This window comes from Yinghuangia sp. ASG 101 (genome assembly GCF_021165735.1).
Classification (GTDB): Bacteria; Actinomycetota; Actinomycetes; order Streptomycetales; family Streptomycetaceae; genus Yinghuangia.
Genome location: NZ_CP088911.1, coordinates 3044515 through 3068657, shown reverse-complemented (window position 1 = coordinate 3068657; position 24143 = coordinate 3044515). Strand labels below are relative to the sequence as shown.

Annotated in this window: 21 protein-coding genes and 2 tRNA genes; 14 read left to right on the top strand and 9 right to left on the bottom strand. The window is 72.0% G+C overall.

Going from position 1 to position 24143, the window contains the following annotated elements:
• Positions 1-109 precede the first annotated feature (109 nt).
• The gene (locus tag LO772_RS12795; protein WP_231778528.1) at positions 110-1642 is read right to left on the bottom strand and encodes a zinc-dependent metalloprotease; all 1533 of its coding nucleotides are present in this window, start codon (positions 1640-1642) and stop codon (positions 110-112) included.
• A gap of 269 nt (positions 1643-1911) precedes the next feature.
• Here LO772_RS12795 and LO772_RS12790 point away from each other — a divergent pair, with 269 nt between their 5' ends.
• The 4 genes from LO772_RS12790 (at position 1912) to LO772_RS12775 (ending at position 5260) form a co-directional block, all read left to right on the top strand.
• Entirely contained in the window at positions 1912-3078 is a 1167-nt protein-coding gene (locus LO772_RS12790) for an NAD-dependent epimerase/dehydratase family protein (RefSeq protein WP_443089404.1), read from the top strand.
• Between the two features lie 200 nt (positions 3079-3278).
• The gene (locus LO772_RS12785; RefSeq protein WP_231778526.1) at positions 3279-3707 is read left to right on the top strand and encodes a molybdenum cofactor biosynthesis protein MoaE; all 429 of its coding nucleotides are present in this window, start codon (positions 3279-3281) and stop codon (positions 3705-3707) included.
• 121 nt (positions 3708-3828) lie between these two features.
• Complete coding sequence (locus tag LO772_RS12780; RefSeq protein WP_231778525.1) at positions 3829-4197, top strand: hypothetical protein; 369 nt, start codon at positions 3829-3831, stop codon at positions 4195-4197.
• 10 nt (positions 4198-4207) lie between these two features.
• Positions 4208-5260 (top strand): YlbL family protein, encoded by a 1053-nt coding sequence (locus LO772_RS12775; RefSeq protein ID WP_231778524.1) that lies wholly within the window; start codon positions 4208-4210, stop codon positions 5258-5260.
• 27 nt (positions 5261-5287) lie between these two features.
• Here LO772_RS12775 and LO772_RS12770 read toward each other — a convergent pair whose 3' ends face one another.
• Entirely contained in the window at positions 5288-5812 is a 525-nt protein-coding gene (locus LO772_RS12770; protein WP_231778523.1) for a PPA1309 family protein, read from the bottom strand.
• Positions 5813-5992: 180 nt separating this feature from the next.
• On the opposite strand from LO772_RS12770, the gene LO772_RS12765 reads away from it, so the two are divergent.
• Together LO772_RS12765 and LO772_RS12760 are read left to right on the top strand one after the other, a co-directional pair.
• Positions 5993-9010, top strand: a complete 3018-nt coding sequence (locus LO772_RS12765) for a UPF0182 family membrane protein (protein ID WP_231778522.1) — start codon at positions 5993-5995, stop codon at positions 9008-9010.
• A 123-nt stretch (positions 9011-9133) separates the two neighbouring features.
• Positions 9134-9210: transfer RNA gene (locus LO772_RS12760), tRNA-Met, on the top strand.
• A 543-nt stretch (positions 9211-9753) separates the two neighbouring features.
• Here LO772_RS12760 and LO772_RS12755 read toward each other — a convergent pair.
• Complete coding sequence (locus tag LO772_RS12755; protein WP_231778521.1) at positions 9754-10038, bottom strand: hypothetical protein; 285 nt, start codon at positions 10036-10038, stop codon at positions 9754-9756.
• A 568-nt stretch (positions 10039-10606) separates the two neighbouring features.
• Between LO772_RS12755 and LO772_RS12750 the strand changes: the two genes are divergently transcribed.
• Positions 10607-10683 (top strand) — tRNA-Met (locus LO772_RS12750).
• A gap of 119 nt (positions 10684-10802) precedes the next feature.
• Positions 10803-12806: a tetratricopeptide repeat protein gene (locus tag LO772_RS12745; RefSeq protein WP_231778520.1), complete on the top strand. Its 2004-nt coding sequence runs from the start codon at positions 10803-10805 to the stop codon at positions 12804-12806.
• A gap of 94 nt (positions 12807-12900) precedes the next feature.
• Here the strand turns inward: LO772_RS12745 and LO772_RS12740 are convergent, their stop codons facing one another.
• A complete protein-coding gene (locus LO772_RS12740; RefSeq protein ID WP_231778519.1) occupies positions 12901-13080 on the bottom strand; it encodes a hypothetical protein in 180 nt (59 codons plus the stop codon).
• A gap of 338 nt (positions 13081-13418) precedes the next feature.
• On the opposite strand from LO772_RS12740, the gene LO772_RS12735 reads away from it, so the two are divergent.
• Complete coding sequence (locus LO772_RS12735; RefSeq protein WP_231778518.1) at positions 13419-13826, top strand: hypothetical protein; 408 nt, start codon at positions 13419-13421, stop codon at positions 13824-13826.
• 72 nt (positions 13827-13898) lie between these two features.
• A complete protein-coding gene (locus tag LO772_RS12730) occupies positions 13899-15389 on the top strand; it encodes a catalase (RefSeq protein WP_231778517.1) in 1491 nt (496 codons plus the stop codon).
• Positions 15390-15554: 165 nt separating this feature from the next.
• Here LO772_RS12730 and LO772_RS12725 read toward each other — a convergent pair whose 3' ends face one another.
• Positions 15555-15962, bottom strand: a complete 408-nt coding sequence (locus LO772_RS12725; protein WP_231778516.1) for a CBS domain-containing protein — start codon at positions 15960-15962, stop codon at positions 15555-15557.
• 199 nt (positions 15963-16161) lie between these two features.
• Positions 16162-16950, bottom strand: a complete 789-nt coding sequence (gene hisN, locus LO772_RS12720) for a histidinol-phosphatase (RefSeq protein WP_231778515.1) — start codon at positions 16948-16950, stop codon at positions 16162-16164.
• A gap of 417 nt (positions 16951-17367) precedes the next feature.
• On the opposite strand from hisN, the gene LO772_RS12715 reads away from it, so the two are divergent.
• Complete coding sequence (locus LO772_RS12715) at positions 17368-17991, top strand: hypothetical protein (protein WP_231778514.1); 624 nt, start codon at positions 17368-17370, stop codon at positions 17989-17991.
• 19 nt (positions 17992-18010) lie between these two features.
• On the opposite strand, the gene LO772_RS12710 is transcribed toward LO772_RS12715, so the two are convergent.
• Positions 18011-18826: a DUF4097 family beta strand repeat-containing protein gene (locus tag LO772_RS12710; RefSeq protein ID WP_231778513.1), complete on the bottom strand. Its 816-nt coding sequence runs from the start codon at positions 18824-18826 to the stop codon at positions 18011-18013.
• 398 nt (positions 18827-19224) lie between these two features.
• Here LO772_RS12710 and LO772_RS12705 point away from each other — a divergent pair, with 398 nt between their 5' ends.
• Positions 19225-19743, top strand: coding sequence for a DUF2231 domain-containing protein (locus LO772_RS12705; RefSeq protein ID WP_231778512.1), 519 nt, complete (start codon positions 19225-19227; stop codon positions 19741-19743).
• A 64-nt stretch (positions 19744-19807) separates the two neighbouring features.
• Here the strand turns inward: LO772_RS12705 and rsgA are convergent, their stop codons facing one another.
• Both rsgA and aroA read right to left on the bottom strand, forming a co-directional pair.
• The gene (rsgA, locus tag LO772_RS12700; protein WP_231778511.1) at positions 19808-20857 is read right to left on the bottom strand and encodes a ribosome small subunit-dependent GTPase A; all 1050 of its coding nucleotides are present in this window, start codon (positions 20855-20857) and stop codon (positions 19808-19810) included.
• Positions 20858-20863: 6 nt separating this feature from the next.
• Entirely contained in the window at positions 20864-22153 is a 1290-nt protein-coding gene (gene aroA, locus LO772_RS12695) for a 3-phosphoshikimate 1-carboxyvinyltransferase (RefSeq protein ID WP_231778510.1), read from the bottom strand.
• Between the two features lie 107 nt (positions 22154-22260).
• Between aroA and LO772_RS12690 the strand changes: the two genes are divergently transcribed.
• Both LO772_RS12690 and LO772_RS12685 read left to right on the top strand, forming a co-directional pair.
• Complete coding sequence (locus LO772_RS12690; protein ID WP_231778509.1) at positions 22261-23040, top strand: SOS response-associated peptidase; 780 nt, start codon at positions 22261-22263, stop codon at positions 23038-23040.
• Positions 23041-23368: 328 nt separating this feature from the next.
• Positions 23369-24052 (top strand): alpha/beta hydrolase family protein, encoded by a 684-nt coding sequence (locus tag LO772_RS12685; RefSeq protein WP_231778508.1) that lies wholly within the window; start codon positions 23369-23371, stop codon positions 24050-24052.
• The last annotated feature ends 91 nt before the right edge of the window (positions 24053-24143 follow it).

Here is a 24143-nt window from a genome sequence, read left to right as displayed (position 1 = left end):
GGGCCCGTGCGGCAGTCGCGATCACACACGCGCCAGTACGCGTGCGCCCCGGCGCACCCCAAGACAACCGCGCCGCTCCGCGCCCGGGCGGCCCGCGACCGACCGGGCCTCACGCCTCGTCGCCGTCGTCCTTCTTCCCGTCGTCGCGCTTGTCGCGTTCGGTCGCGCCGCCCTTGTCGCCGCCCGGCGTGCCGTCGTCGCCCAGCTTCTCGAGGTCGGCGTCCAGTTGCGCGGTCAGCCCGGACAGGTCCAGCTCCTCGCGGTGGACGAATCCGTCCGGATCGTCGAGGTCCGCCGCGGTCGGAAGCATGTCCGGGTGCGCCCACAGGGCGTCGCGCCCGTCCGTGCCCCGGGCGTCGGCGAGCGACGCCCACAGCCGCGACGCGTCGCGCAGGCGGCGGGGACGCAGTTCGAGACCGACCAGCGTCGCGAACGTCTGCTCGGCCGGCCCGCCCGTCGCGCGCCGCCGCCGCAGGGTCTCGCGGAGGGCCGCCGCGGACGGGAGGCGCGGCGCGGCGGCGGCGTGCACCACCGCGTCCACCCAGCCCTCGACCAGCGCGAGCGCGGTCTCCAGCCGAGCCAGCGCCGCCTTCTGCTCGGGTGTCTCCTCAGGCTCGAACAGGCCCTGGGTGAACGCCTCCTGCAGCGCCTCCGGGTTGGTCGGGTCGATGCGCCCGGCGGCTTCCTCCAGGCGGCTCATGTCGACCTTGATACCGCGCGCGTACGCGTCGACCGCGCCGAAGAGGTGCTGCCGCAGCCACGGCACGTGGGCGAACAACCGCTGGTGGGCGGCCTCGCGCAGCGCGAGGTACAGGCGTACTTCGTCCTGCGGAAGGCCGAGGCCGTCGCCGAACGCCGCGAGGTTCGTCGGGAGCAGGGCCGCTCGCCCGGCCGGGCCGATCGGCAGGCCGATGTCGGCGGATCCGACGACCTCGCCGGCCAGCGCGCCGAGTGCCTGCCCGACCTGCGCCCCGAACATCGCGCCGCCCATGCCGCGCATCATGCCGATCAGCGGACCGGCCATCTGCTGCATCTCGTCGGGCATCATGTCGCCCATCGCGCTCACGACGCGCGTGGCCAGCGGCTCGACCAGTTCCTTCCACTGCGGAAGGGTCGCCTCGATCCACTCCGCGCGGCTCCACGCGAGCGTCGTCGAGGCACCGGACGGCAGCGGCGTCGCCTCGTCCAGCCACAGCTCGGCGAGCCGCACGGCCTCCTCGACCGCGGTGCGGTCGACGTGGCCGACGCTGGAGTCGCCGCCCTTCTGGGCCACGGTCTGCCGGGCGATATCGTGGGCGAGGTCCCAGTTGACCGGCCCGCCTTCGTACGACAGCAGCTTGCCGAGCTGCTGGAACGCGGCGCCGATGTCCGCCGGGTTCATGTTGCCGAACAGCGCCCCGAACGGGTTGTTCGGGTCACCGCCGAACGGATCGAAGCCCCCGCCCGGACCGAACGGCCCGTCCGGTCCGCCCGGACCCTTGCCGCCGCCCGAGCCGCCCGAACCCCCGGACCCGCTGGCGCCGCCGGATCCGAAGCCCGGGGAACTTCCGGACCCGCCTGACGCGTCGGAGGAATCAGGGTCGCGACGCTCGGGATCACCGCCGCCCGACGGCTTGCCGAAACCGAAGGGGAAGTCACCCATGACAACCTCCGTGCCGACCCCCGTCACCGGGGGGTTGGGAGCGGACGCCTGCACGGCCCGCCCCACCTTGTCTGACCAGGCCCGCAGGCCGGGCAGAGGACCGGTCGGAGCGCGACGGGGCGCCTCGTGTCATGGTCATGGCCACACCTCGGGCAGGATGGTTTGCGGATGCTGCGTCTCATGCGGGCTTTCCGGACGCGTCCTCCTTGACAAACGCGGGGAACGCGGGCGGGCCCCGCACCTACCAAACTAACCACGGGAGGCGGTCAGTGAGTTCCCAGCCTCCGCACGTTCGCTCTGGGCGGAGTGGGCGGGACCGGACGGCCGACAGGCTCCAGGAGGACGACATCGAGAGCCCCCGACGCGGAATGGGTCCGGGTGCGCGCCCGGTTGTGGCGGTCACCGGCGCGGCCTCCGGAATGGGGCATCGCCTGGCGCTGCTCCTGTCCGAGAACGAGCACGTCAAACGTCTGGTCGCGATCGACGAGCGGCGCGGCGACATCCCCGGCGCGCAGTGGCGGATCATGGACGTCCGCGACCCCGCGCTGGCCGGCCGGCTCGAAGGCGTCGACGTCGTCGTCCACCTCGCGCTCGACCTGTCACTCGACTCCGAGCCCCGGGCGCGCGGCGCCCGCAATGTGCGCGGCACCCAGACGGTCCTGACCGCGGCCGCGGCGGCCGGGGTGCCGCGCGTCGTGCTGTGCACGTCGGCGATGGTCTACGGCGCGCTGCCGGAGAACGAGACGCCGCTCGACGAGGACGCCCCGCTCAAGGCGACCGCCGACGCCTCGCTGGTCGGCGACCTTCTGGAGATCGAGGAACTGGCCGCCCGCGCGCCGAAGTCCCACCGCGCGCTCAGCGTGACGGTGGTCCGCCCGGCGACGCTGGTCGGCGGCCCCGAGGCGGACAGCGTCCTGACCCGCCACTTCGAGGCGCCGCGCCTGCTGGTCGTCTCCGGCAGCCAGCCGAAGTGGCAGTTCTGCCACGTCGACGACCTGGCCGAGGCTTTGGTGTACGCGGCGCTCGGCAAGGTCGAGGGCGTCGTCACGGTCGGCTGCGACGGCTGGCTGGAGCAGGAGGACATCGAGGAGCTGTCGGGCATGCGCCGCATGGAGCTGCCCGCGACCCTCGCGCTCGGTACCGCGGAGCGCCTGCACCGGCTGGGCCTGACCCCGGCGCCGGCGGGCGACCTCGCGTACGCGATGCACGGCTGGGTGGTGCCGTCGACGCGTCTGCGGGACGCGGGCTGGAGTCCGCTGTGGACGAACGAGCTGGCGTTCTCCTCGCTGCTGGAGGAGGTCGCCGGGCGCCATGCGCTGGTCGCGCGCCGCCTGGGCCGCAAGGACGCCACGACGCTGGGCGCCGCCGGTGCGACGGTCGCCCTCATCGGTACGGCGGCCATCGTGCGGAAGGTGCGCAAGCGGCGCGGGATCTGACGCGCACGCCGGGCGCTCGCCTCAGGGCATGATTCCGTCGCACACGGTCGCCGACCGGAATCACCCGTGGTCGATTCCGGTCGGCGGGGGGCCGTCGCGGGCCGGTCCCGCCGTAGGGCCCGGGCCGGGGCTCGGGGCATACTGCGCCGAAAGGGGGACGGCGCGCCGGATCGGCACTGGGGCAACTGGAGGGCACGCGCATGGGCACCGATGTGATCCGTTTGCTGGACATTCGCGAGACGCCGCTCTCGCTCGACGAGGTCCACGCGGCCGTCGGCGACAGCGCCGCGGGCGGGATCGACCTGTTCGTCGGCACCGTGCGGGACCACGACGGCGGCAAGGGCGTGACGGCGCTGGAGTATTCCGCGCACCCGAGCGCGGTCGACGAGCTGCGCCGGATCGCGGAGAAGGTCGCCGCGGACTTCCCCGTCGCGGCCCTGGCGGCCGTGCACCGCGTCGGCCGCCTCGGAATCGGCGACATCGCGGTGATCGTGGCGGTGGCCTGCCCGCACCGGGGCGAGGCGTTCGACGCGTGCCGCCGCCTGATCGACACCCTCAAGCACGAGGTGCCGATCTGGAAGCACCAGCACTTCGCCGACGGCTCGTCGGAGTGGGTCGGCTCCTGCTGACGCCGCGGGCGTGACCGGCGGTGCGAGGCCGGACGTACGCGCATATTCCGACATGCGACCCGGATGACCCATGGATACGCTTGTCGCACTATTCCGTTGGGTGTTCGGGCGGGGGTGCGGCATGGCGTCGATCGCGGGCTGGTGGGCGATCCCGGCGGTGGCACTGGTGGGTGTCGTCATCTGGACGATGTGGCGCGGGCGCACGCCGAAACCCATGGGTATGCGCGAATCGGTCGCCCACTACGAGCACTTCCAGGCCACCCTGACCCGCGTCGTCCACGGCGAGTCGGCCGAGGCCCCGTCGAAACGCCCCGCCGGGAAGCACACCCCGCCCGAAAACGCCGACCGGCCGCGCACCGACCCCGCCGGGAGGCGTCCGAAGAACCGCCGGGCCGGCGGCGCCACCGAGTGGGAAGCCGACCGCCGCAACTTCCCCGAGGACCCGAACGCCGCCGAGCCCCGCGCCGCCGCACACCGCGACGTGCCGTAGTCTCGCCGCCATGTCGCGTCGTACCGCCACCTTGGTCGTCACCGGCCTCTTGTTCATAGCCCTCGCGTGTGCCGCCGCGTTCACCAAGGTCCCGTACGGCGAACTCACGCCCGGTCCGACCGTCAACACCCTCGGCGACTACCGGGGCAAACCCGTCATCGAGGTCGTCGGCGCGCAGACCTACCCCGCGTCCGGGCACCTGAACATGACGACGGTGTCGGTGACCAGCAAGAGCTACGACATGCCGCTGCTCACCGCCTTCGTCGGCTGGGTCAAGGGCGACGCCGACGTCGTGCCGAAGAGCGACCTCTACCCCGACGACAAGACCGAGAAGGAAGTTGAGCAGGAGAACGCCGAGGAGTTCACCTCGTCGCAGGAGCACGCGAAGATCGCCGCGTTCCGGAAGCTCGGCATCCCCATCGAGGAGCAGATCGTCGTCGCGACGGTGGCCAAGGACATGCCCGCGACCGGTCACCTGCACGCGGGCGACATCATCGTCTCCGTCGACGGCACCCCGGTGCACACGCCCGACGAGGTTGGCGCCGCGATCACCCGGCACGCGGTGGGCGAGCCCATCACGTTCGTGGTAGACCCGGCCGACGCGCGCGGCACCCAGCGGACCGTCACGGTCGGCACCGTCGCCGCCGAGGACAACGGCCGCCCGGTCGTCGGCATCACCCCCGGCATCCTGCCGAAGTTCCCCTTCCAGGTGACGATCCACCTGGAGGACGTCGGCGGCCCCAGCGCGGGCCTGATGTTCGCGCTCGGCATCATCGACACGCTGGAGCCCGGCGACCTCACCGGCGGCAAGTTCGTCGCCGGCACCGGGACGATCGACGACGACGGCAACGTCGGCCCGATCGGCGGCGTCCAGATGAAGACGATCGCCGCCAAGCGGGCGGGCGCGAAGTACTTCCTCACCCCGAAGGGCAACTGCACCGAGGCCGCCCAGGACAAGCCCGGCGGGCTCACCCTCGTCTCGGTCCAGACCCTGGACGAGGCGGTCGCCGCACTCGACGTGATCCGCACCGGGCAGGGCACCCTGACCGAGTGCCCGAGCTGACGGCGCGGACCCGCCCGCCCGACACCGTCACGCGAAGGTCGCCCGCAGCGCCTCCGCGAGCCCCGGCACCAGGTCGGACCCCGACAGCACCTCGGTGTCGGTGTCCTTCTCGCGCAACCGCAGCACCGACTCGCGGCTGCCGTCGCGCAGCACCCCCACCGCGATGCGCACCTCCTGGCGGTCCGGGCGCGCTGCCACCCACGCGGCGATCTCCTCGTCGCTCCCGGAGGCCGGCATCTCGGCCTCGGCGGCGGGCGGCAGCATCAGGCGCTCCAGCACGATCGCGCAGCCGAGCACCGGATCCGGCCACGCGATACCGGCCAGGAACTCGTCGACCGGCGTCTCGACCGGGATCTCGTCCTGCTCGACGGGGGTCAGGGTGCTCGGTGTCCCTTCCTCGGCCGCGAGGCCGAGCTCTTTCGCCAGCTGTGGTTCCGAGCGGACCAGAGCGGCGGTGTCCACGAGCGCGTACAGTCGGGCGGGCTGGTCCCACCCGAGCGCCGCGACGTGGCGTTCGATCTCGACGACGGCCTGGGTCAGTGCAACGGTCATGACCCCATCATGTCGGTACCGCCCGCCCACGATGTCGGCAAGCAGGGGCTTCGCCGCCCCTGCCCCCGGTGGTTCCGAGGGGCCGGTGGGGAACCATGCCGGGGCTCGGTAAGTTGACGAGTCGAGCGCCGACCGGGCGCAACCAGGTAATGATCGAGGTGCGCACCCTTGGTTTTTCAGATGCCCGAACGCGGCGACCCAGGTGGTCGCCGCATCAGATTGGGAGCCCCGTCCCGCAGACTGCGAACACTCCTGCTGACGCTGGCCATCCTCGTGGTGGTGGGTGTCGCGTGGGTGCTGTTCGCGAATTTCTGGACGGAGTGGCTCTGGTACAAATCGGTCGGTTACGGCGGGGTCTTCCGGACCAAGCTGTGGACGCGCCTCGGACTGTTCGTGGTGTTCGGCCTGCTCATGGCCGCCGCCGTCGGTCTGAACATCTATTTCGCGTACCGACTGCGCCCGGCGTTCCGCGGCATGTCGATGGAGCAGCAGAGCCTCGACCGCTACCGCTCGGCCATCGCGCCGTTCCGCATGTGGATCCTGGTCGGCCTGTCGCTGATCGTCGGCGTCATCGCCGGCACGTCGGCATCGGGCCACTGGGGCACGTGGCTGCAATTCGTGCACGGCGTGTCCTTCGGGGTCAAGGACCCGCAGTTCCACAAGGACGTCTCGTTCTACGCGTTCGAACTGCCGTTCTACCGATTCCTGGTGAACTTCGGCTTCGTCGCGGTCGTCGTCGGCCTGGTCGTCGCGGTGCTGACGCACTACCTGTACGGCGGCCTGCGCGTGCAGAGCCCCGGCGCGCGCGCGACCCCGGCCGCGCAGGCCCACCTGTCGCTGCTGCTCGGCCTGTTCGTCCTGCTGAAGGCCATCGCCTACTGGCTGGACCGGTATTCGCTCGCCGTCCACTCCGGTGACTTCAAGGACGCGACCGAGTTCACCGGGTTGCGCTACACCGACGCCAACGCCGTCCTGCCGGCCAAAACGATCCTGTTCATCGTCGCGCTGATCTGCGCGGTGCTGTTCTTCGTCAACGTCTTCCGGCGCACGTGGGCGCTGCCGATCGTCGGTTTCGGCCTGATGGTGCTGTCGGCGATCCTGATCGGCGGGCTCTACCCGTTCATCGTCGAGCGGTTCCAGGTCAAGCCGAACCAGCAGGCCAAGGAACAGAAGTTCATCCAGCGCAACATCGAGGCGACGCGCGACGCGTACAACATCGCGGACGTCGAGGCCGAGGGGTACGTCGGCAAGACCGACATCGCGCCCGGGCTCAAGACCGAGGCGACCACGGTGGCCAGCATCCGCCTTCTCGACCCGAACGTGGTCGGCCCGACCTTCCAGCAGCTCCAGCAGCTGCGGCAGTACTACGGGTTCGCCACGTCGCTGGACGTCGACCGGTACAAGGTCAACGGCCAGACGACCGACACGGTCATCGCGCTGCGCGAGCTGAACCCCAACGGCGGCCAGACCCGAAACTGGGTCAACGACCACACCAAGTACACCCACGGGTACGGTGCGGTCGCGGCGAAGGGCGACACGATCGCGGACGAGGGCTACCCGGAGTTCCTGGACAAGGACATCACGCCGGACGGCTCGGGCACGATCGGCCACTACGAGCCGCGCATCTACTTCGGCGAGAAGACCACCGAGTACTCCATCGTCGGCGCTCCCGAGGGCACCGCGCCCACGGAGATCGACTACCCGACGAGTGATGCCGCCGGTCAGCAGGTGTACACGTACGAGGGCGAAGGCGGAGTGCCGATCGGCTCGACGTTCAACAAGCTGCTCTACGCGACGAAGTTCGGCGAGGGCAACATCCTGTTGTCCGACTCGATCAACTCGAAGTCGAAGATCCTCTACAACCGCACGCCGAAGGAACGGGTCGAGGCGGTCGCGCCGTGGCTCACCATCGACGGCGACGCGTACCCGGCGGTGGTCGACGGGCGCATCCTGTGGATCGTCGACGCGTACACGACCACGAACGGTTATCCGTACGCGACGCGGACGACGCTGGGCGAGGCCACGACCGACGAGCTGGTGCGGCAGAACGACAACCGCGGCACCGTCGGCAACACCGGGCAGGTCAACTACATCCGCAACTCGGTGAAAGCCACGGTCGACGCGTACAGCGGCAAGGTCGTGCTCTACCAGTGGGACAAGGACGACCCGGTCCTCAAGACCTGGAAGAAGGCGTTCCCCGGCACCGTCAAGAACTACGAGGACATCTCGCCGGCGCTGATGGACCACCTGCGCTACCCGCAGGACCTGTTCAAGGTGCAGCGCGAACTGCTGACCCGCTACCACGTCACCGACCCGAAGACGTTCTTCAACGGCTCGGACTTCTGGAAGGTGCCGAGAGACCCGAGCAGCGGGCGCCAGGGCAGCGGTGACCAGCCGCCGTACTACCTGTCGATGAGCACACCGCCCGGGACCGGGCAGCCCGCGCAGACGCACCAGTCGTTCCAGCTCACGACGACGTTCGTGCCGAAGGAACGCCAGAACCTCGCGGCGTTCATGGCGGTGAACGCCGAACCGGGCCCGGATTACGGCAAGTTCAGACTTCTGAGTCTGCCGACGGAGACGCAGATCCCGGGTCCGGAACAAGTGCAGAACAACTTCACGTCGGACCAAGTGGTCGCGGAGAAACTCAACCTGCTCTCGATCGGTGGTTCACAAGTCGTCTTCGGCAACTTGCTGAGCCTGCCGGTGGGCGGGGGCATGTTGTACGTCGAACCGGTGTACGTGCGGGCGAATACGCCGAACAGCTATCCGCTGATGAGAAGCGTGCTCGCGTCGTTCGGCAACAAGGTGGTCATCGAGAACAGCCTCGACGAGGCGCTGAGTTCGCTGTTCACCGGGACGTCGACCCCGCCGGGGACACCGACGGCGCCGGAGAACCCGGCCGAGCCGCCGGGTCAGACCCCGGCTCCGGGCCAGACCACGCCCGCGCCGGGCGCGACGACGCCGGCGCCGCAGAGTCCGCCGGTGAAGCAGGCCCTCGACGACGCGAAGAAGGCGATCGAGGACGCGGACGCCGCGCTGAAGGCCGGCGACCTCGCGGCGTACCAGGACGCGCAGAAGCGTGTCGCGGAGGCGGTCGCCCGAGCCGCCCAGGCGGAGGCCTCGGCAACGGCGTCGCCACCCGCGGGTGGCTCGTCACCACCGCCGCCGGCCACGTCGCCACCGGCGTCGCCCTAGCGGCGGCCGGCCGTCGGTAGTGCGCCTGACCGGGTTGTTCCGGGCTCTCCGCCTCGTGCGGGGGCCTCGGGGCAACCCGGTTGGCGTTACCGGCGCGGATCGCGTAGAGTAAAGGCATACCGACGCGGGGTGGAGCAGCTCGGTAGCTCGCTGGGCTCATAACCCAGAGGTCGCAGGTTCAAATCCTGTCCCCGCTACCACGTCCGGCCGGGAATCCCATGGATTTCCGGCCGGAATGCTTTTCGGCGACCTTCTCCCGTCCTCCGTCGCCCACCGCCAACCCCGGCTCGACCCCCTCAGGCGTCGGCCCTCCGCGTGCTCACGGCCTCAGCGGGACCGGCCGCGTACGCAGGCTCTTGGCGGCCAGGGTGAGGGCGGTGACACCGAGGCTGATGCCGATCATGATCCACGCGATGAGGTGGATCCCGTGGTCGCCGACACCTCGTCGTGGAAGACCATGCCGGTGATGGCGGAGGACGCGATGGAGCCGACATGGCCGAAGGTCCGCAACAGGCCCGAGGCGGTCGAGAAGTGCGGGGGCCTCGGGCGGAGTTCGTCGCTCGGTGGGCGCAAGATTTCTCGACCGCTTCGCCGGACCGCTTGTCCGCGCGGTGGGCGTCTCCCCGGTCAGGGCCGGGGCTTCGTCCGTGACGGTGACGATCTTCTGCCGAAAAACGCCGCGCCGACCGGGGAAACCGGTCGGCGCGGTGGCGTTCTGGGTCGGGCTGCGGTGGCGCGGTTCCTCAGATGGCGATGCGGCGGCGCAGCCCGCGCAGGGGCGCGGTGAGGACCGCACGGGCCAAACGGTGGTTGGGCCGTGCGGTACGCGGCGCCAGCTCCTGGATGATGCTCGCGGACTCGCGCGCGGCAACGCCGGACGCCTCGGGGGCCGAGGCCGAAGCCTGGACATGCCCGAGGAGAGCCACGTGCCGTTCGAGCCGCTCGCCGGTGCCGCCGCGCATCGCGTCGACCGCGGGGATCGGAACCCGCCGCGGCCTGCTCGAATGGTCCATTCCTGATATGACCACGACGCAGACGGTACCCCATCGGCGGCCCTGCGTGACCGTCTGATCCCGCCTCCGGAGAACGCCGGCGTGGGGGTGTCCGCGCGTATCGTGACGTCGATTTCACGCCGCGGGTCGCGGTGCGGCGAGAGGCCACAGGATAGTTGGAGCAAATCGCTCCCAATCGTGCGGTCATATATCGATTCGACGATTACCTGATGGGCGATCAGGGGTCGTGGAAATCTCGCTTTCTCGGGAAAACGCCCTTTGGATGTGACGAACATCATGCCCAAATGGCCCACAGGGCAGGGGTGTTGGGGGTCACGTGCGGGGTGCCGCGAGGGGTTCCCCGAACGCGGCCGTCCGTGCCGGTAGGCCGGAACTGATGCTTGATCAACTCCGGGGCGCCGCGGGCCGCGTCGCCGGCGCCGGGGTCCGGCCGCGGCGACGCCCGGCACGAACGCCTCCCGGGCGCGCCGGGTTTCGGCGGTGCCGCGCACCGGCCGTCCGTGCCGTCGCTCGATCGGGTTGGGGCCCGCCCGGAAAGCGATTTGGCGGTGGGGGCGTCGTGCCGTACTGTTGTGTCCACCGACGCGGGGTGGAGCAGCTCGGTAGCTCGCTGGGCTCATAACCCAGAGGTCGCAGGTTCAAATCCTGTCCCCGCTACCACTGATGAGGGTCCGGTCACCACATGGTGACCGGACCTTCGTCATTGCGACACCGCATTGTCATCTTTCTATCGAGAAATCGACCCTGACGGGTGCCTCGGTTGATGCGACGATGGACGCATGGGGGCACGGCGGCACGGAGAAGAGCGGAGCGCGACCGCGCGACCGCCAGTCGACCCTGCCCGAAATCCGGGTGAAGACCCGTACGGCGCCCACGAGTCGGCCGCCGAGGGGCCCGACACCGTCGTGCTCGACGGTGTCAGCGCGCGGGCGTCGGCCGGTCCGCTCCCCACGTCGTTCGCGTCGTCCGCGGCCCCGCCCGGAGGCAAACGGCCCGACGAGTACGCGGTGTTGGTGCCGTTCCGCCCGCGCCGGGCGTCCGACGCGGGCCTCGTCGGCGAGGCCGCGGCGTCCGGCGACGACCTGGACCGCCGCGAACTGGCCGAGCTGGAACGCCGCTACCGCGACCGCGCGGGTCGCGACGCGACCGCCGCGAGCCGACTCGGCCTGATGCTGCTGCGGCGCGGCGAGGAGGACGAGGCCGAGGCGTGGCTGCGCCGGGCGGCCGAGGCCGGGCACCGCGGAGCCGCGACCAACCTCGGTGTGCTGATGCACCGTCAGGGGCGCTTCCCCGAAGCGCGGCGCTGGTGGTTCCGGGCGGCCGAGGCGGGCAGCCGGATCTCGGCGTTCTCCCTGGGCGCGCTCCTGCTGGACAGCGTCGCGGAGCAGCACACGGCCGGCACGCACGACAACGAGGACCTGAATCAGGCCCTGTACTGGCTGCGCAACGCGGCCGAGGCCGGGCACGTCCGGGCCGCGCTGGTGCTCGGCGAGTACCACGAGCAGCAGGGGCACGAGTCCGCCGAGCGCTGGTACCGGCGCGCGGCGGAGGCGGGGCACCCGGAGGCCGCGTACCGCCTGGGCTGCCTGAACCACGAGCGCGGCGACGAACGGGGCGCGTCCGCCTGGTACTTGCGGGCGGCGTCGTGCGGGCACATCGGCTCGGCGGTCCGGCTCGCCCGGCTGCTCCAGCGCGCCGGAGACGTCGACGAGGCCGAGGGCTGGTACCGCCTCGCCGCCGAGGAGGGCGACGCCGACGCGGCACGCGCTCTCGGATTCCTGCGCCAGGACGCCGGTGACGCCGAGGCCGCCGCGCAGTGGTGGCTGCGTGCGGCCGAGGCGGGCGACGGTACGTCCGCGAACGCCCTGGGCGCCCTGCTGGCGGCGGCGGGACGCGACGGCGAGGCCGCGCACTGGTACGAACGGGCCGCCGCCACCGGGGAGTCCAACGGCGCGTTCAACCTCGGCCTGCTGCACACCGCGCGCGACGACGACGCGGCGGCGGAGCGCTGGTACCGCATGGCCGCGTACGCCGGGCACGCCGAGGCGGCCAACGCGCTGGCCGGGCTGCTGTTCGCACGCGACGACGAGGAGGAGGCCGAGGCCTGGTTCGCGCGCGCGAGCGAAGGCGGCAGCCTGGACGGGGCCTACAACCTCGGGATTCTCTACGCGCGTCGGTCGACGCCCGAAAGCCAGGCGGCGGCCGAGCGGTGCTGGTCGCGCGCGGCCGACGGCGGCCACCCCGACGCCGCGCTGCAACTGGGGCTGATCCGCGAGCGGCGGGGGGACGAGCAGGCGGCCGTGCGCGCGTACCGCATAGCGGCCGGAGAGGGCCGGACGACCGCCGCCGTCCGCCTCGCGGGCCTGCTGGCGCGCTTCGGCGACCGCGACGGCGCGGAGCACTGGTACGCGGTCGCCGCCGACGACGGCCACGTTCCCGCGATGCTGCGCTGCGGGGTCCTGCTGGCCCGCAGAGGGGCGGACGGCTCCGCCGCGCGGCGGTTCCGTGCGGCGGCCGACGCGGGCAGCGTGGCGGGCGCGTGGAACCTCGCGCTGACCCACCTCCGCCGCGGCGACCCGAAGGGGGCCGACCCGTGGCTCCGCGCGGCGGCCGACCGCGGACACGGCCGCGCGGCGATGCGCTTGGTGGTCCTCGCCCTCAAGGCGGGCGATGTCGCGGGCGCGGAGCACTGGTGCGGCCCGGTCATCGACCACGGGCCGCCGGAACTGGCGGACAGGGCCCGCAGGTTGCTGGTGGCGCTGCGGGAGGAAATGGCTTCGTGAACCCCGCGCGATCGTGGACCAAGCGCCTTCTAAGCGCTTGGTCCACCGATCGCGCGGGGTTCACGGCCGGATCAGCCGGACGTGCGTGAACCGGTCACCCACTGCCCGATTCGGCGAACCCGCATTTGGAACACCAGTTCTCCCACCCGCCGGTATCCCGCTCCCGATGCCAGTCGTAGCCGGTCGCCCCGCACTTGGGGCACTGCGTGCTGTCCTTGGCGCCGATCACCGGGGTGTGCGGACCGAGTTCGTGACGATGTGTGTGAAGTGCCATGCGCGGACCGTACGACCCGGCAACGACAAATCCGCGGAAGCCACGCACACGATTTCCGTCCCTGCCACCCGAGTTGTGTCCCGAACCAGGTGAACCGCCCGCGGCCCGGGCGGAACACGCCGGTACCGGCGGGGCGTCCGCCCGTGCGTCCACCGAGGCGACAGGGTTTCCCGACGTGCGGCAGGCCGGTCGGTCCGGTGCGGCGTGTGAGGGGGCGGGCGCGATGGCGGGTGCGGTGGCGTCGGACGGGGTGCGGCGGCTGTGGGAGGAGGCCCGCGGTCGTCGTCCCCCTCCTCGACGCCCGGCGCGGGCGCGCCCGCTCGGAGCGCATCCTCGACGTGTACCGCGACGCCTACCGGTCCGAGCACCTTCCGGCCCGGCGCCACGGCCGCGCGCGCGACCTCGCGGCGTCCCCCACCCCGCAGTTGCGGCGGTTCGGGCACGAACTCGCGCGCGGGCTGGGCCTCGCCGACGACGCGGTCCTGCTGCGGACCGCGCTGCGCGACCCCGACCACGCGTGCCGCACCGCCGCCGGGTACGCGTTGCCGGCCCGGGCGCGGGGACGCGACCGCGACCGTACGGCACTTCGCCTGCTCAAGGCCGCGGATTCGGCGATGCGCGAGCGCGGGGTCGCGGCGCTGCCCCCGGTCGGCCGCGCGTTCGTCCGGGCGTGCTTCGCGGCCCCCGGCGCTGTCTGCGGCGGCTTACTCGGAACTAGTCCAGATTCAGAACTGGACAAGGTCTAAAACAGGAACTAGGTTGGTGTCCGTTCCCAGGCCCGGGGCCGTGCGCCCCGGAAACCGAAGAGGAGAAGCGCCATGACCTCCGGCACCCCGTCCCGCCCGTCCGACCGCAGCTCGCGCGCCGTCCTCACCACCGAGTCGGGCGCGCCGGTCGCCGACAACCAGAACAGCGCCACCGCGGGCCCCGGCGGCCCGCTGTTGATCCAGGACCAGTACCTGCTCGAGAAGCTCGCCCGGTTCAACCGCGAGCGCATTCCCGAGCGCGTCGTGCACGCCCGGGGGTCCGGCGCGTACGGCCACTTCGAGGTGACCGCCGACGTCAGCCGGTTCACGCGGGCGCACTTTCTGAACGAACCCGGCCGCCGCACCGAGGTGTTCGCCCGCTTCTCGACCGTGGCCGGCAACCTGGGCGCGGCCGACGCGGTCCGCGACCCGCGCGGTTTCGCGCTGAAGTTCTACACCGAGCAGGGCAATTACGACCTGGTCGGCAACAACACGCCGGTCTTCTTCATCAAGGACCCCTCGAAGTTCCCGGACTTCATCCACACGCAGAAGCGCGACCCGTACACCGGCATCCAGGAGGCCGACAACGTCTGGGACTTCTGGTCGCTGTCGCCCGAGGCGACCCACCAGGTCACGTGGTTGTTCGGGGACCGCGGCATCCCGGCGTCGTACCGGCACATGGACGGCTTCTCGTCGCACACGTACCAGTGGGTCAACGCCGAGGGCCGGGCCTTCTGGGTCAAGTACCACTTCAAGACCGACCAGGGCATCCGCACCCTCTCGGCCGCCGACGCCGACGCCCTCGCGGGCGGCGACCCCGACTCGCACCAGCGCGACCTGCGCGAGGCGATCGACGCCGGCGACTTCCCGTCATGGACGCTCAAGGTGCAGGTCATGCCGGTCGAGGACGCGGCGTCGTACCGGTTCAACCCGTTCGACCTGACCAAGGTGTGGCCGCACGCCGACTACCCGCTGATCGAGGTCGGCCGCCTGGTGCTGGACCGCAACCCCGACAACGTCTTCGCCGAGGTCGAGCAGGCCGCGTTCAGCCCCGCGAACTTCGTGCCCGGGATCGGCCCGTCGCCCGACAAGATGCTGCAGGGCCGGCTGTTCGCGTACGCCGACGCGCACCGCTACCGCCTGGGCGTCAACCACACGCAGCTCGCGGTCAACGCCCCGCACGCCACCGTCGCGCGCAACCACGGGCGGGACGGCGCGATGGCGGTCAACGCGGCGGGCCGCGGCAGGAACTACGAGCCGAACAGCTTCGGCGGGCCGTACGAGACCGGCGAGCCGCTGTGGGCGCCGACGCCGGTCTCCGGGCCGACCGGGACGCACCCGGCGCCCGCACACGCCGAGGACGACGACTTCGTGCAGGCCGGCAACCTCTACCGGCTGATGTCCGAGGAGGAGAAGGGGCGCCTGGTCGACAACCTCGCGGGCGGGCTCGCGCGGGTCTCGCGCGACGACATCGTCGCGCGGGCGATCGGCAACTTCCGTGCGGCGGACGGCGACTACGGCGACCGGCTGGAGGCGGCGGTCAAAGCGCTGCGCGGCGCGTGACCCCGGGCGGCCTCCCCACGGCCGCACACCGCGGGCGCGATGCGTCGCGGGCGCCCGCCCGATGAACCCGTCGCGTCGGGGCCCGGCCCCCCAGACCGCCCCGACGTGGCGTCAACCACGGTGTCCGGCCGAGCCGATCGACCTCGGCCCGGCCGGACACCCTCGTCATCCCACGAGGACGGTGGCCGGTTCCCTCTCGCGTTGCCGGAGCGCGCACCGGACGATGTCGCGCACCGAGATGATCCCGACGACGTCGTCGCCGTCGACGACGACCAGGTGCCGGAAGTTGCCGCGCGTCATCGCGGCGGCGGCGTCGGACAGCGTCCACTGCGGTGCCGCGAAGACGACGTTCGAGGTCAGGTGGTCCCCGGCGATCTCCCGGTCGGGGTCCTGGCCGGAGCCGAGGGAGATGAGGATGTCGCGCTCGGTCAGAATGCCGATCCCGCTGGTGTCGGGGTCGATGACGACGGCGGCACCGATGTGCCGCGCCGCCATCCGCCGGGCGGCGGTGCGGAGTGTGTGGGTCGGGCCGATGGTCAGGATGATCGTGCTCATGCCGTCGCGAACGAGCATGACGCACCACCTCCGAAGCGGTCGGGCGAATGGGGTCGGACCGGTGATCGACTCGGAGAGTCACGACCGCGCTTGAGAAGCGATTCACAAATGCACAAGCGCGTCTAGTCTCATGGTCACACGGCTCCGCCGAGCAGCGAAGGCTTTGTCGGGATTTACCGAGAATTTCTTGCTTTTGACACCCGGAGTGCGAACGCGATCAGCCGCGCTGGTTCAGATACCCGAGCAGATCCTCGTGCAGCAGCCCGTTCGACGCCGCCGCGTGCCCACCGGCCGGCCCCGGCACCCCGTCGAGCGACGTGAACCTGCCCCCGGCCTCCGTCACGATCACCGAGAGCGCCGCGAGGTCCCACAGGTTCACCTCGGGCTCCGCGCAGATGTCCACCGCGCCCTCGGCCACCAGCATGTACGACCAGAAGTCGCCGTACGCCCGGCTCCGCCACACCGCGCGCGTGAGGTCCAGCATGCCGTCGAGGGCGCCGCGGTCCTCCCAGCCGCCGAGACTGGAGTACGCGAACGACGCGTCCTCGATCTCGGCGACCTGCGAGACGTGCATGCGCGACGCCTGCGTCAGGCTCCGCCCGGTGAACGCGCCCGCGCCTCGCGACGCCCACCAGCGACGCCCGAGCGCGGGGGCCGACGCGAGGCCCACCACGACGTCGTCGCCGTCCATGAGCGCGATCAGCGTCGCCCACACGGGGACGCCGCGCACGAAGTTCTTCGTGCCGTCGATCGGGTCGACGACCCAGCGGCGCGGCCCGTGGCCCGTCGAGCCGTACTCCTCGCCCAGCACGGCGTCCCTCGGCCGCACGCGGCCCAGTTGCGTGCGGATCAGCTCCTCCGCCGCCTTGTCGGCATCGCTCACCGGCGTCATGTCGGGCTTTGTCTCGATCTGGAGATCGAGCGACTTGAACCGGTCGAGCGTGGTCGCGTCGGCGGCGTCCGCGAGGACGTGGGCGAGGCGCAGGTCGTCGTCGTAGCCGGGCATGCGGCGAACACTAGTCGTTCGACGCCACACGGTGCCACGCCTGATCGGGGGCTGGACACGGACGAATGACGAGGTCGCGCGGGGGGTGTGGCCGGTCGCCCGGTGGGGAACGCACCCCCGCGCGCGTGCGGGCGTGCGCTCGATGCGCGGGTCGCCCGGCGTGCGCCCCACGCGCCAAGCAGGCGCGCGGAGTTCGGCGATTTCGCCTGGTTCCACAGCATCCGTCCCACTGTCGCGCCGCCCGGTTCCCGATTCCCTTTCCCCGCGTCCGGGAGGCCTCGTACGCTGCACAGTGCACGGGGACGGCACTCGCCGATCGCGGGAGGCATCCCGCGCGCTCGGCCGCGTCGTCCGAGGAACACGACTTCGGTCACGATCAGGTCGACGGCACGTCGACAGAAGGCTGCGGGAGCCGTCATGGCACTGTTCGGCGTCGGGCGCGGCAAGGCGCGCGACAAGGAGGCCGTCCCCGGACCCGAGGTGTTCGCACCGCGCCGGGGCCTCGACGGGTGGACGCTGGAAGGCACCCCGCTGGCCGCCCGTTTCGAGCGCGACGACCTGCGGGAGCTGGCGACCCTCCTGCACGGCGTGTGCGCGGGCATGGACACGGCCTACACCTACGAGCGCGCCGCCGACATGCTCGACCGCGCCGGCGAACGCCCGCAGGCGCTGGCCGTGTTGGACGCGTACTTCGGCCTTCCGGAGCGCATACACGAGGCCAACCCCGGTGTGACACGCAACCTCGCCCGGCGCCGCCAACGCCTCCGCAAGCGGCTCGGTGTAGTCCCGCGCCGACCCGCGGGCGCCGCGCCGCTCGCCCTCCCCGCCGGTTCCACCGGCCGGCCCTTGGCCGCCGGACGCGCGCCTCTGGCGCTTCCCCCGGCGCCCACCGCGCCGCCGCCGCGGGCCTCGGTGCTTCCCCCGATGCCCGACAAGCCGCCGAAAACGATCGCGGCGGCCGAGACGGCGACCGCCATCGTGATACCGCCGCGCCCGACCCGCCCGGCGCTGCCCGCGGCACCGCCGGAACCGGGTCGCTGACGGACCGTCACGTCACGTTTCACGGCCGGGGCTCGGGAAGCGGCGCGGGCGGGTAGGCGCCGTACTGCGCCTTCACGGAGCCGTTGTCGGACAGCAGCGTCAACGTGCGCAGGGAGTACGGGTCGTGCAGGTTGGACTGGACGTTCCTGGACCCGTTGTCGGTGTGCGCGTCGACGTTGTACTTCGTCCCCGACTCCGGCACGGTCACCCGCACGCTGCCGTTGTCCGACTCGGCCCGCACGCTCTGCGGTTCGTTCTGCAGGGTCATCTTGACGCTGCCGTTGTCCGACTTGGCGTCGATCACGTCGGCCCACGACGTGTTGACGGAGATCGACCCGTTGTCGCTCTGCAACTTCAGCTCGCCGACCGAATCGCGCACGTTGATCGAGCCGTTGTTGCTGCGCAGATCGAACCGGTCCATGGTGAGCCCTTCGGCGCGGACCGCCCCGTTGTCGTTGCGTACCGTCACCGTCGTGACGTTGCGCGGCACGGTGACGGTGTACTTGCCCTCGCACATGACGCTCATGAAGCCCGGGCAATTGGTGTCGAGCCGCAGCCGTCCGTCCGTCATCTCCCATTTGGGATTGGCGCCGTGGATGCTCTCGGTCGTGGTGCGGTCCACCGACGTCTTGCCGGTCTCCTCGCCGCGCACCAGGCGGACGCTGCCGCCGTCGCTGGTGATCCACAGGGTGTTGCCCGGCAGGTCGAACTCCGTGGACGCCTTCACATCATGGGACGACAGCGCCACCAGGCCGGTGTAGCCCGCGGTGCCGATGCCCGTGACCAGCAGCGCACCGCCGAGCGTGAAGAGGGTGACGCGCATCGGCGAGGACATGGGATCTCCCGGGGTCGTGTGTCTGGCGGGGGTCTCATGAGGCCGTGCCAGGCCTCGTTCGACACTGTCGAGCCTAGGAGCGGCGCCCACCCGGCGGCATGCGGCACTCTCCCGGAAAAGGGGTGGGGACAACCCCACCTTGCGCGAGGCCGGGACGAGCGGAGTCGGTGGCCGCCATTGAGCACAGCGGAGTCGGTGGCCGCAATCAAGCACGAGCGGAGTCGGTGCCCGCCATCGAGCACAGCGGAGTCGGTCGCCGCCATCACGCACGAGCCCACCGAAACCGCGGTCGTCCGCCGTCGGATCGAACCGCACCGGCCTCCCGCACGTGCCCACCGTGCCGGGGTGTGCCCCGGCGGACCACCGGCCGCCGTCCTGCGCCTAAGGAGCGTTCGCGCATGTTCGACACATCTCTCGGTCTGCCCACGCACATTCTGATCCTGCACGCCGCGGTGATCGGGGTGCCGCTGGCCGCCCTCGCGACGGTCGCCGTCGCGGTGCGGCCGGGCTGGCTGCCGCGCTGGGGCTGGTGGGTCGTCGGCCTGGACGGCGTGATCCTGCTCGTGGTCGTCATCACCCGGCAGAGCGGCGAGGAGTTCCTGAACCGCGTCTTCCCCGATCCCGAGAGCCGGTCCGACGACCTCAAGACGCACATCGAGCGCGGCGACGACATGCTCTGGTACGCCATCGCGTTGTTCGTCGTCGCCGTCGTCCTCGTCCTCGTCGCCCGGCAGCAGAGGCGCGGCGCGACAGCCGGCAAGCCCCTCCCGGCGTTCGCGGTGCCGACCGTCGCGGTGCTCGCGGTCGCGGCGGCGGTTTTGGCGACGATCCAGGTCGTCCTCGTCGGGCACTCGGGCTCGTCGGCGGTGTGGAAGGAGGTCGTCAAGTCGACGGACGCGCAGTCGGCTCCGCGCTGACCCGCCCGGTCGTGACCGGCGACGCCGTCGACCGGTGCTCTCGCCCCTGGGCCACGGCCGTGGCTCAGTCGCCCTCCGCCTGTTCGCGCGTGGCCAGCAGCCGCCGCAGCGAGTAGAGCCGCGCGGGGTCGGCGTGCCCGTCCTCGACCCACGCGTCGAGCGCGCAGTCCGGTTCGTCGTGCGAACACGCGCGCGGGCAGCCCTCGGTGCCCGGCTCCAGGTCGGGGAACGCGTGGATGATCCGGCCCAGATCCACGTGGTTGAGGCCGAACGACCGGACGCCCGGGGTGTCGACCACCCACCCCGTCAGCCCGTCCTCGCCATGCGGCGGGAGCCGCAGGGTCAGCGCCGACGTCGTGGTGTGCCGCCCGCGCCCGGTCACGACGTTGACGTGCCCGACCGCCCGTTTGTGGGCCGGGACGAGCGCGTTGACCAGGGTGGTCTTGCCGACCCCCGAATGCCCCACGAACACCGTGGTCCGCTCGTCGAGCCGCGCGCGGATCGCGTCGAGGTCCCAGTCGTCGTACGCGTCGCCGCCGCGCGTCACGACGTACGGCACACCGAGCGGGCCGTACAGCTCCAACAGCGTCTCCGGCGGCGCGAGGTCGGCCTTCGTGAGGACCAACAGCGGTTCCAGGCCCGCGTCGTACGCCGCCACCAGGCACCGGTCGATGAGTCGGGGGCGCGGCTCGGGATCGGCCAGCGCGGTCACGATCGCGAGTTGGTCGGCGTTGGCGACGATGATGCGCTCGTACGGGTCGTCGTCATCGGCTGTGCGCCGCAGCACCGAGTCGCGGTCCTCGACGCGCACGATCCGCGCGAGGGCTCCCCTGTCGCCGCTGAGGTCGCCGACGATCGCGACGCGGTCGCCGACCACGACGCCCTTGCGGCCCAGTTCGCGCGCCTTCATCGCGGTGACCTCGTGCTCGCGCCGGGTGCCCTCGTCGACGAGGCACGTGAAGCGGCCCCGGTCGATGGTCAGGACGCGGCCGGTCTCGGCGTCGTCGTGCTTGGGCCGCGTGCGCGTCCTCGGTCGCGAACCGCGCCGTGAGGGGCGGACCCGGACGTCGTCCTCGTCGAAGTCGGTGCGGCGCGTCGACCGGGCCGTGGCCATGCCGCGTCAGCCCGCCGATCCGGCCGGATCGAGCAACCCGGACCACAGCGCGGGGAAGTCGGGCAGCGTCTTGCCGGTCGTCGCGATGTTCTCCACCTCGACCCCCGGCACGACCAGGCCGATCACCGCGCCGGCCGTCGCCAGCCGGTGGTCGTCGTACGTGTGGAAAACCCCGCCGTGCAGCGGGCGCGGCCTGATCTCCAGGCCGTCGGCGGTGTCGGTGACGTCGCCGCCGAGGGCGTTGATCTCCTTGGCGAGCGCGGCGAGCCGGTCGGTCTCGTGCATGCGCAGGTGCGCGATGCCGGTCAGCGTCGAAGGCGAATCGGCGAGCGCCGCCACCGCCGCGATCACCGGCGTCAGCTCGCCCACGTCGTGCAGGTCCGCGGTGATACCGTGCACGCTCCCCGTCCCGGTGAACGTCAGGCCCTCATCGGTGAACACACATCCGCCGCCCATGCGCGTGAACAGGTCGCGCAGCCAGTCGCCGGGCTGCGTCGTCACCTCCGGCCAGTCACGCACCGTCACCGTCCCGCCCGCGACGAGCGCGGCGGCGAGGAAGGGCGCGGCGTTCGACAGGTCCGGCTCGACCACCATGTCGCGCGCGGCGACCGGCCCGGCGGCCACCCGCCATACATCCGGCTCCGCGTCGTCCACATGCACGCCCGCCGCGCGCAGCATCGCCACGGTCATCGCGATATGCGGCATCGACGGGACGGCCGTGCCCACATGCCGCACCTCCACGCCCTCGGCGAACCGAGGGGCCGACAACAACAGTGCACTCACAAACTGCGACGACGACGAAGCGTCGATCTCCACCACCCCGCCGCGCAGCCCGCCCTTCCCGCGCACCGTCATCGGCAGCCGCCCGGCCCCCCCGTCGTCGATCTCCGCCCCCAACTCCCGCAACGCCAGGATCACCGCGTCCAACGGCCGCTCATACGCCCGGCGATCGCCCTCGAACCGCACATCGCCCTCGGCCAGCGCCGCCACGGGCGGCAGAAACCGCATCACCGTGCCGGCGTTGCCCACGTCCACGTGCGCGGGGCCGCGCAGCGCCCCCGGCACCACGTGCCAGTCCCCGTCCGCCGTCTCCTCCACGGCGACCCCCAGCGCCCGCAGCCCGGCCGCCATCAGGTCGGTGTCGCGGCTCCGCAACGGCCGCCGCACATAGCCCGGGCCGTCGGCCGATGCCGCGAGCACCAGCGCCCGGTTGGTGACCGATTTGGACCCGGGCAGGGTGACGACGGCGTCCACGGGGGCGGACGCGACAGGAGCAGGCCAATGCGGAGACGTCATGGCCAAGAAGCCTATACGGGACGGCCTGGCCGGTCCGCCGGAAATTCCGGCGCCTGTGGACAACGCGATTACGCCGAAAGAGGGACCGGCGTGCGAGGGTAGGGCGCATGTGTGGTCGGTACGCGTCGACGCAACAGCCCGATGATCTGATCGAGCTGTTCGAGATCGAGAAATTGGCGTCGGAGATCCGGGAGCAGGCGTTGCCGCCGGACTGGAACATCGCGCCCACGAAGCAGGTGTACGCGGTGGTGGAGCGGCCCGCCGAGCGGGACGGGCCGCCGGTCCGGCAGCTGCGGACGATGAAGTGGGGGCTGGTGCCGTCCTGGGCGAAGTCGGCCGACATGGGCGCCAAGATGATCAACGCCCGGTCCGAAACCGTGTTCGAGAAGCCCGCGTACCGCAAGGCCTTCGCGTCCCGCCGCTGCCTGGTGCCCGCCGACGGCTACTACGAGTGGTACACACCGGAGACCGCGCCCGACGGCCCCAAGGGCAAGTTGCGCAAGCAGCCGTTCTGGATCCACACCACCGACGGCTCCCCGATCGCGTTCGCGGGTCTGTACGAATGGTGGCGCGACCGCACGCGCCCCGACGACGATCCGCTCGCGTGGCTGTGGACCTGCACGATCATCACCACGGACGCCGAGCCGGAGCTCGCCAGGATCCACCCGCGCATGCCGCTGGTCCTGGAGAAGGAGCGCTGGGACGCCTGGCTGGACCCGAAAACGGGCGACACCGAGCAGGTCCGCGCGCTCCTGGCCCCGCCGGAGCCGGGCCACATGGCCGCGCGCCCGGTCTCGACGGAGGTCAACAGCGTCAAGAACAACTCCCCGCACCTGACCGAGGCGCTGCCCCCGGAGGACGAGCCGGGCGACGACACGCTGTTCTGACGCGACCGCCTCGACGCGATACCGGGGGAGACGCCTGGGGACTTGCGGAGTCGCTGGACACGGTTGCCCCCGTCGCCGCGCGAAGACGCGATGTTGTCGGTCGGTCGCCCGCGGGCCGCGGCCGCGCGCGTGGCGCCCGCAGGGGCGCTGCTGACGTCATGGCCGGGCCGCTCCCGCGCGGTGCCCGGTAGCCGTCTCGTGCCGTGGTGGGCGGGAAAACGGGCGGACGCCGGGCCTCTGCCGGTTCGCGGTGCTGCCGTCTTGGCGTGCGCTCCGCCCTCCGCGCGCCGCTTGGCGTCCGTCGTGTGTGTGCTGCAGGATCCGGTCCATGACCGGCACTTCCGCCGACGCGTCCGGCGCGGCGACCCCGCACCTCGTCCCCACCCCGCTCGGCGACGCGCGCGTGACCGTGTACGCCCCCTCCGGGGACGTCCGGGGCTGGTTGCTCGCGGGGCACGGCGCCGGGGGCGGGATCGAGGCGCGGGATCTGGTCGCGTTGGCGCGAACGCTGCCCGCGCTCGGGATCACCGTCGGGCTGGTCGAGCAGCCGTGGCGGGTCGCGGGGAAGAAGCTCGCGCCCGCGCCGAAGAGGCTCGACGAGGGCTGGCTTCCGGTGGTCGCGGCGCTCAAGGAGGGCGAGATGGCCGGCGCCCGGTTCGTGGTCGCCGGGCGCAGCGCCGGCGCGCGGGTGGCGTGCCGTACCGCGGTCGCGTCCGGGGCGGACGGTGTGGTCGCGCTCGCGTTTCCGCTGCACCCGCCGGGCAAGCCGCAGTCCTCGCGGGCCGGGGAACTGCTCGGCGCGGGCCTTCCGACGCTGGTGGTGCAAGGCGAGCGCGATCCCTTCGGGGCGCCCTCCGAGTTCCCGGAGCTGCCCGACGACTCCACGCTCACGCCCGTGCCGTACGCCGACCACGGCTTCGCCGTCGCCAAGAAGGCCCCGGTGGGCCAGGACGAGACGCTGGCGCTGGTGACGCGGGCCGCCGGGGAGTGGTTGACCGCGCTTTTCGGGTGACCGAGCCGTTCCCGCCGGGCGGTACCGGTGATGGGGGCGCGGTGCCGTCTCGATGACGGCCGGGACGCGCGCGAAAGGCGGCGTCCTCCGC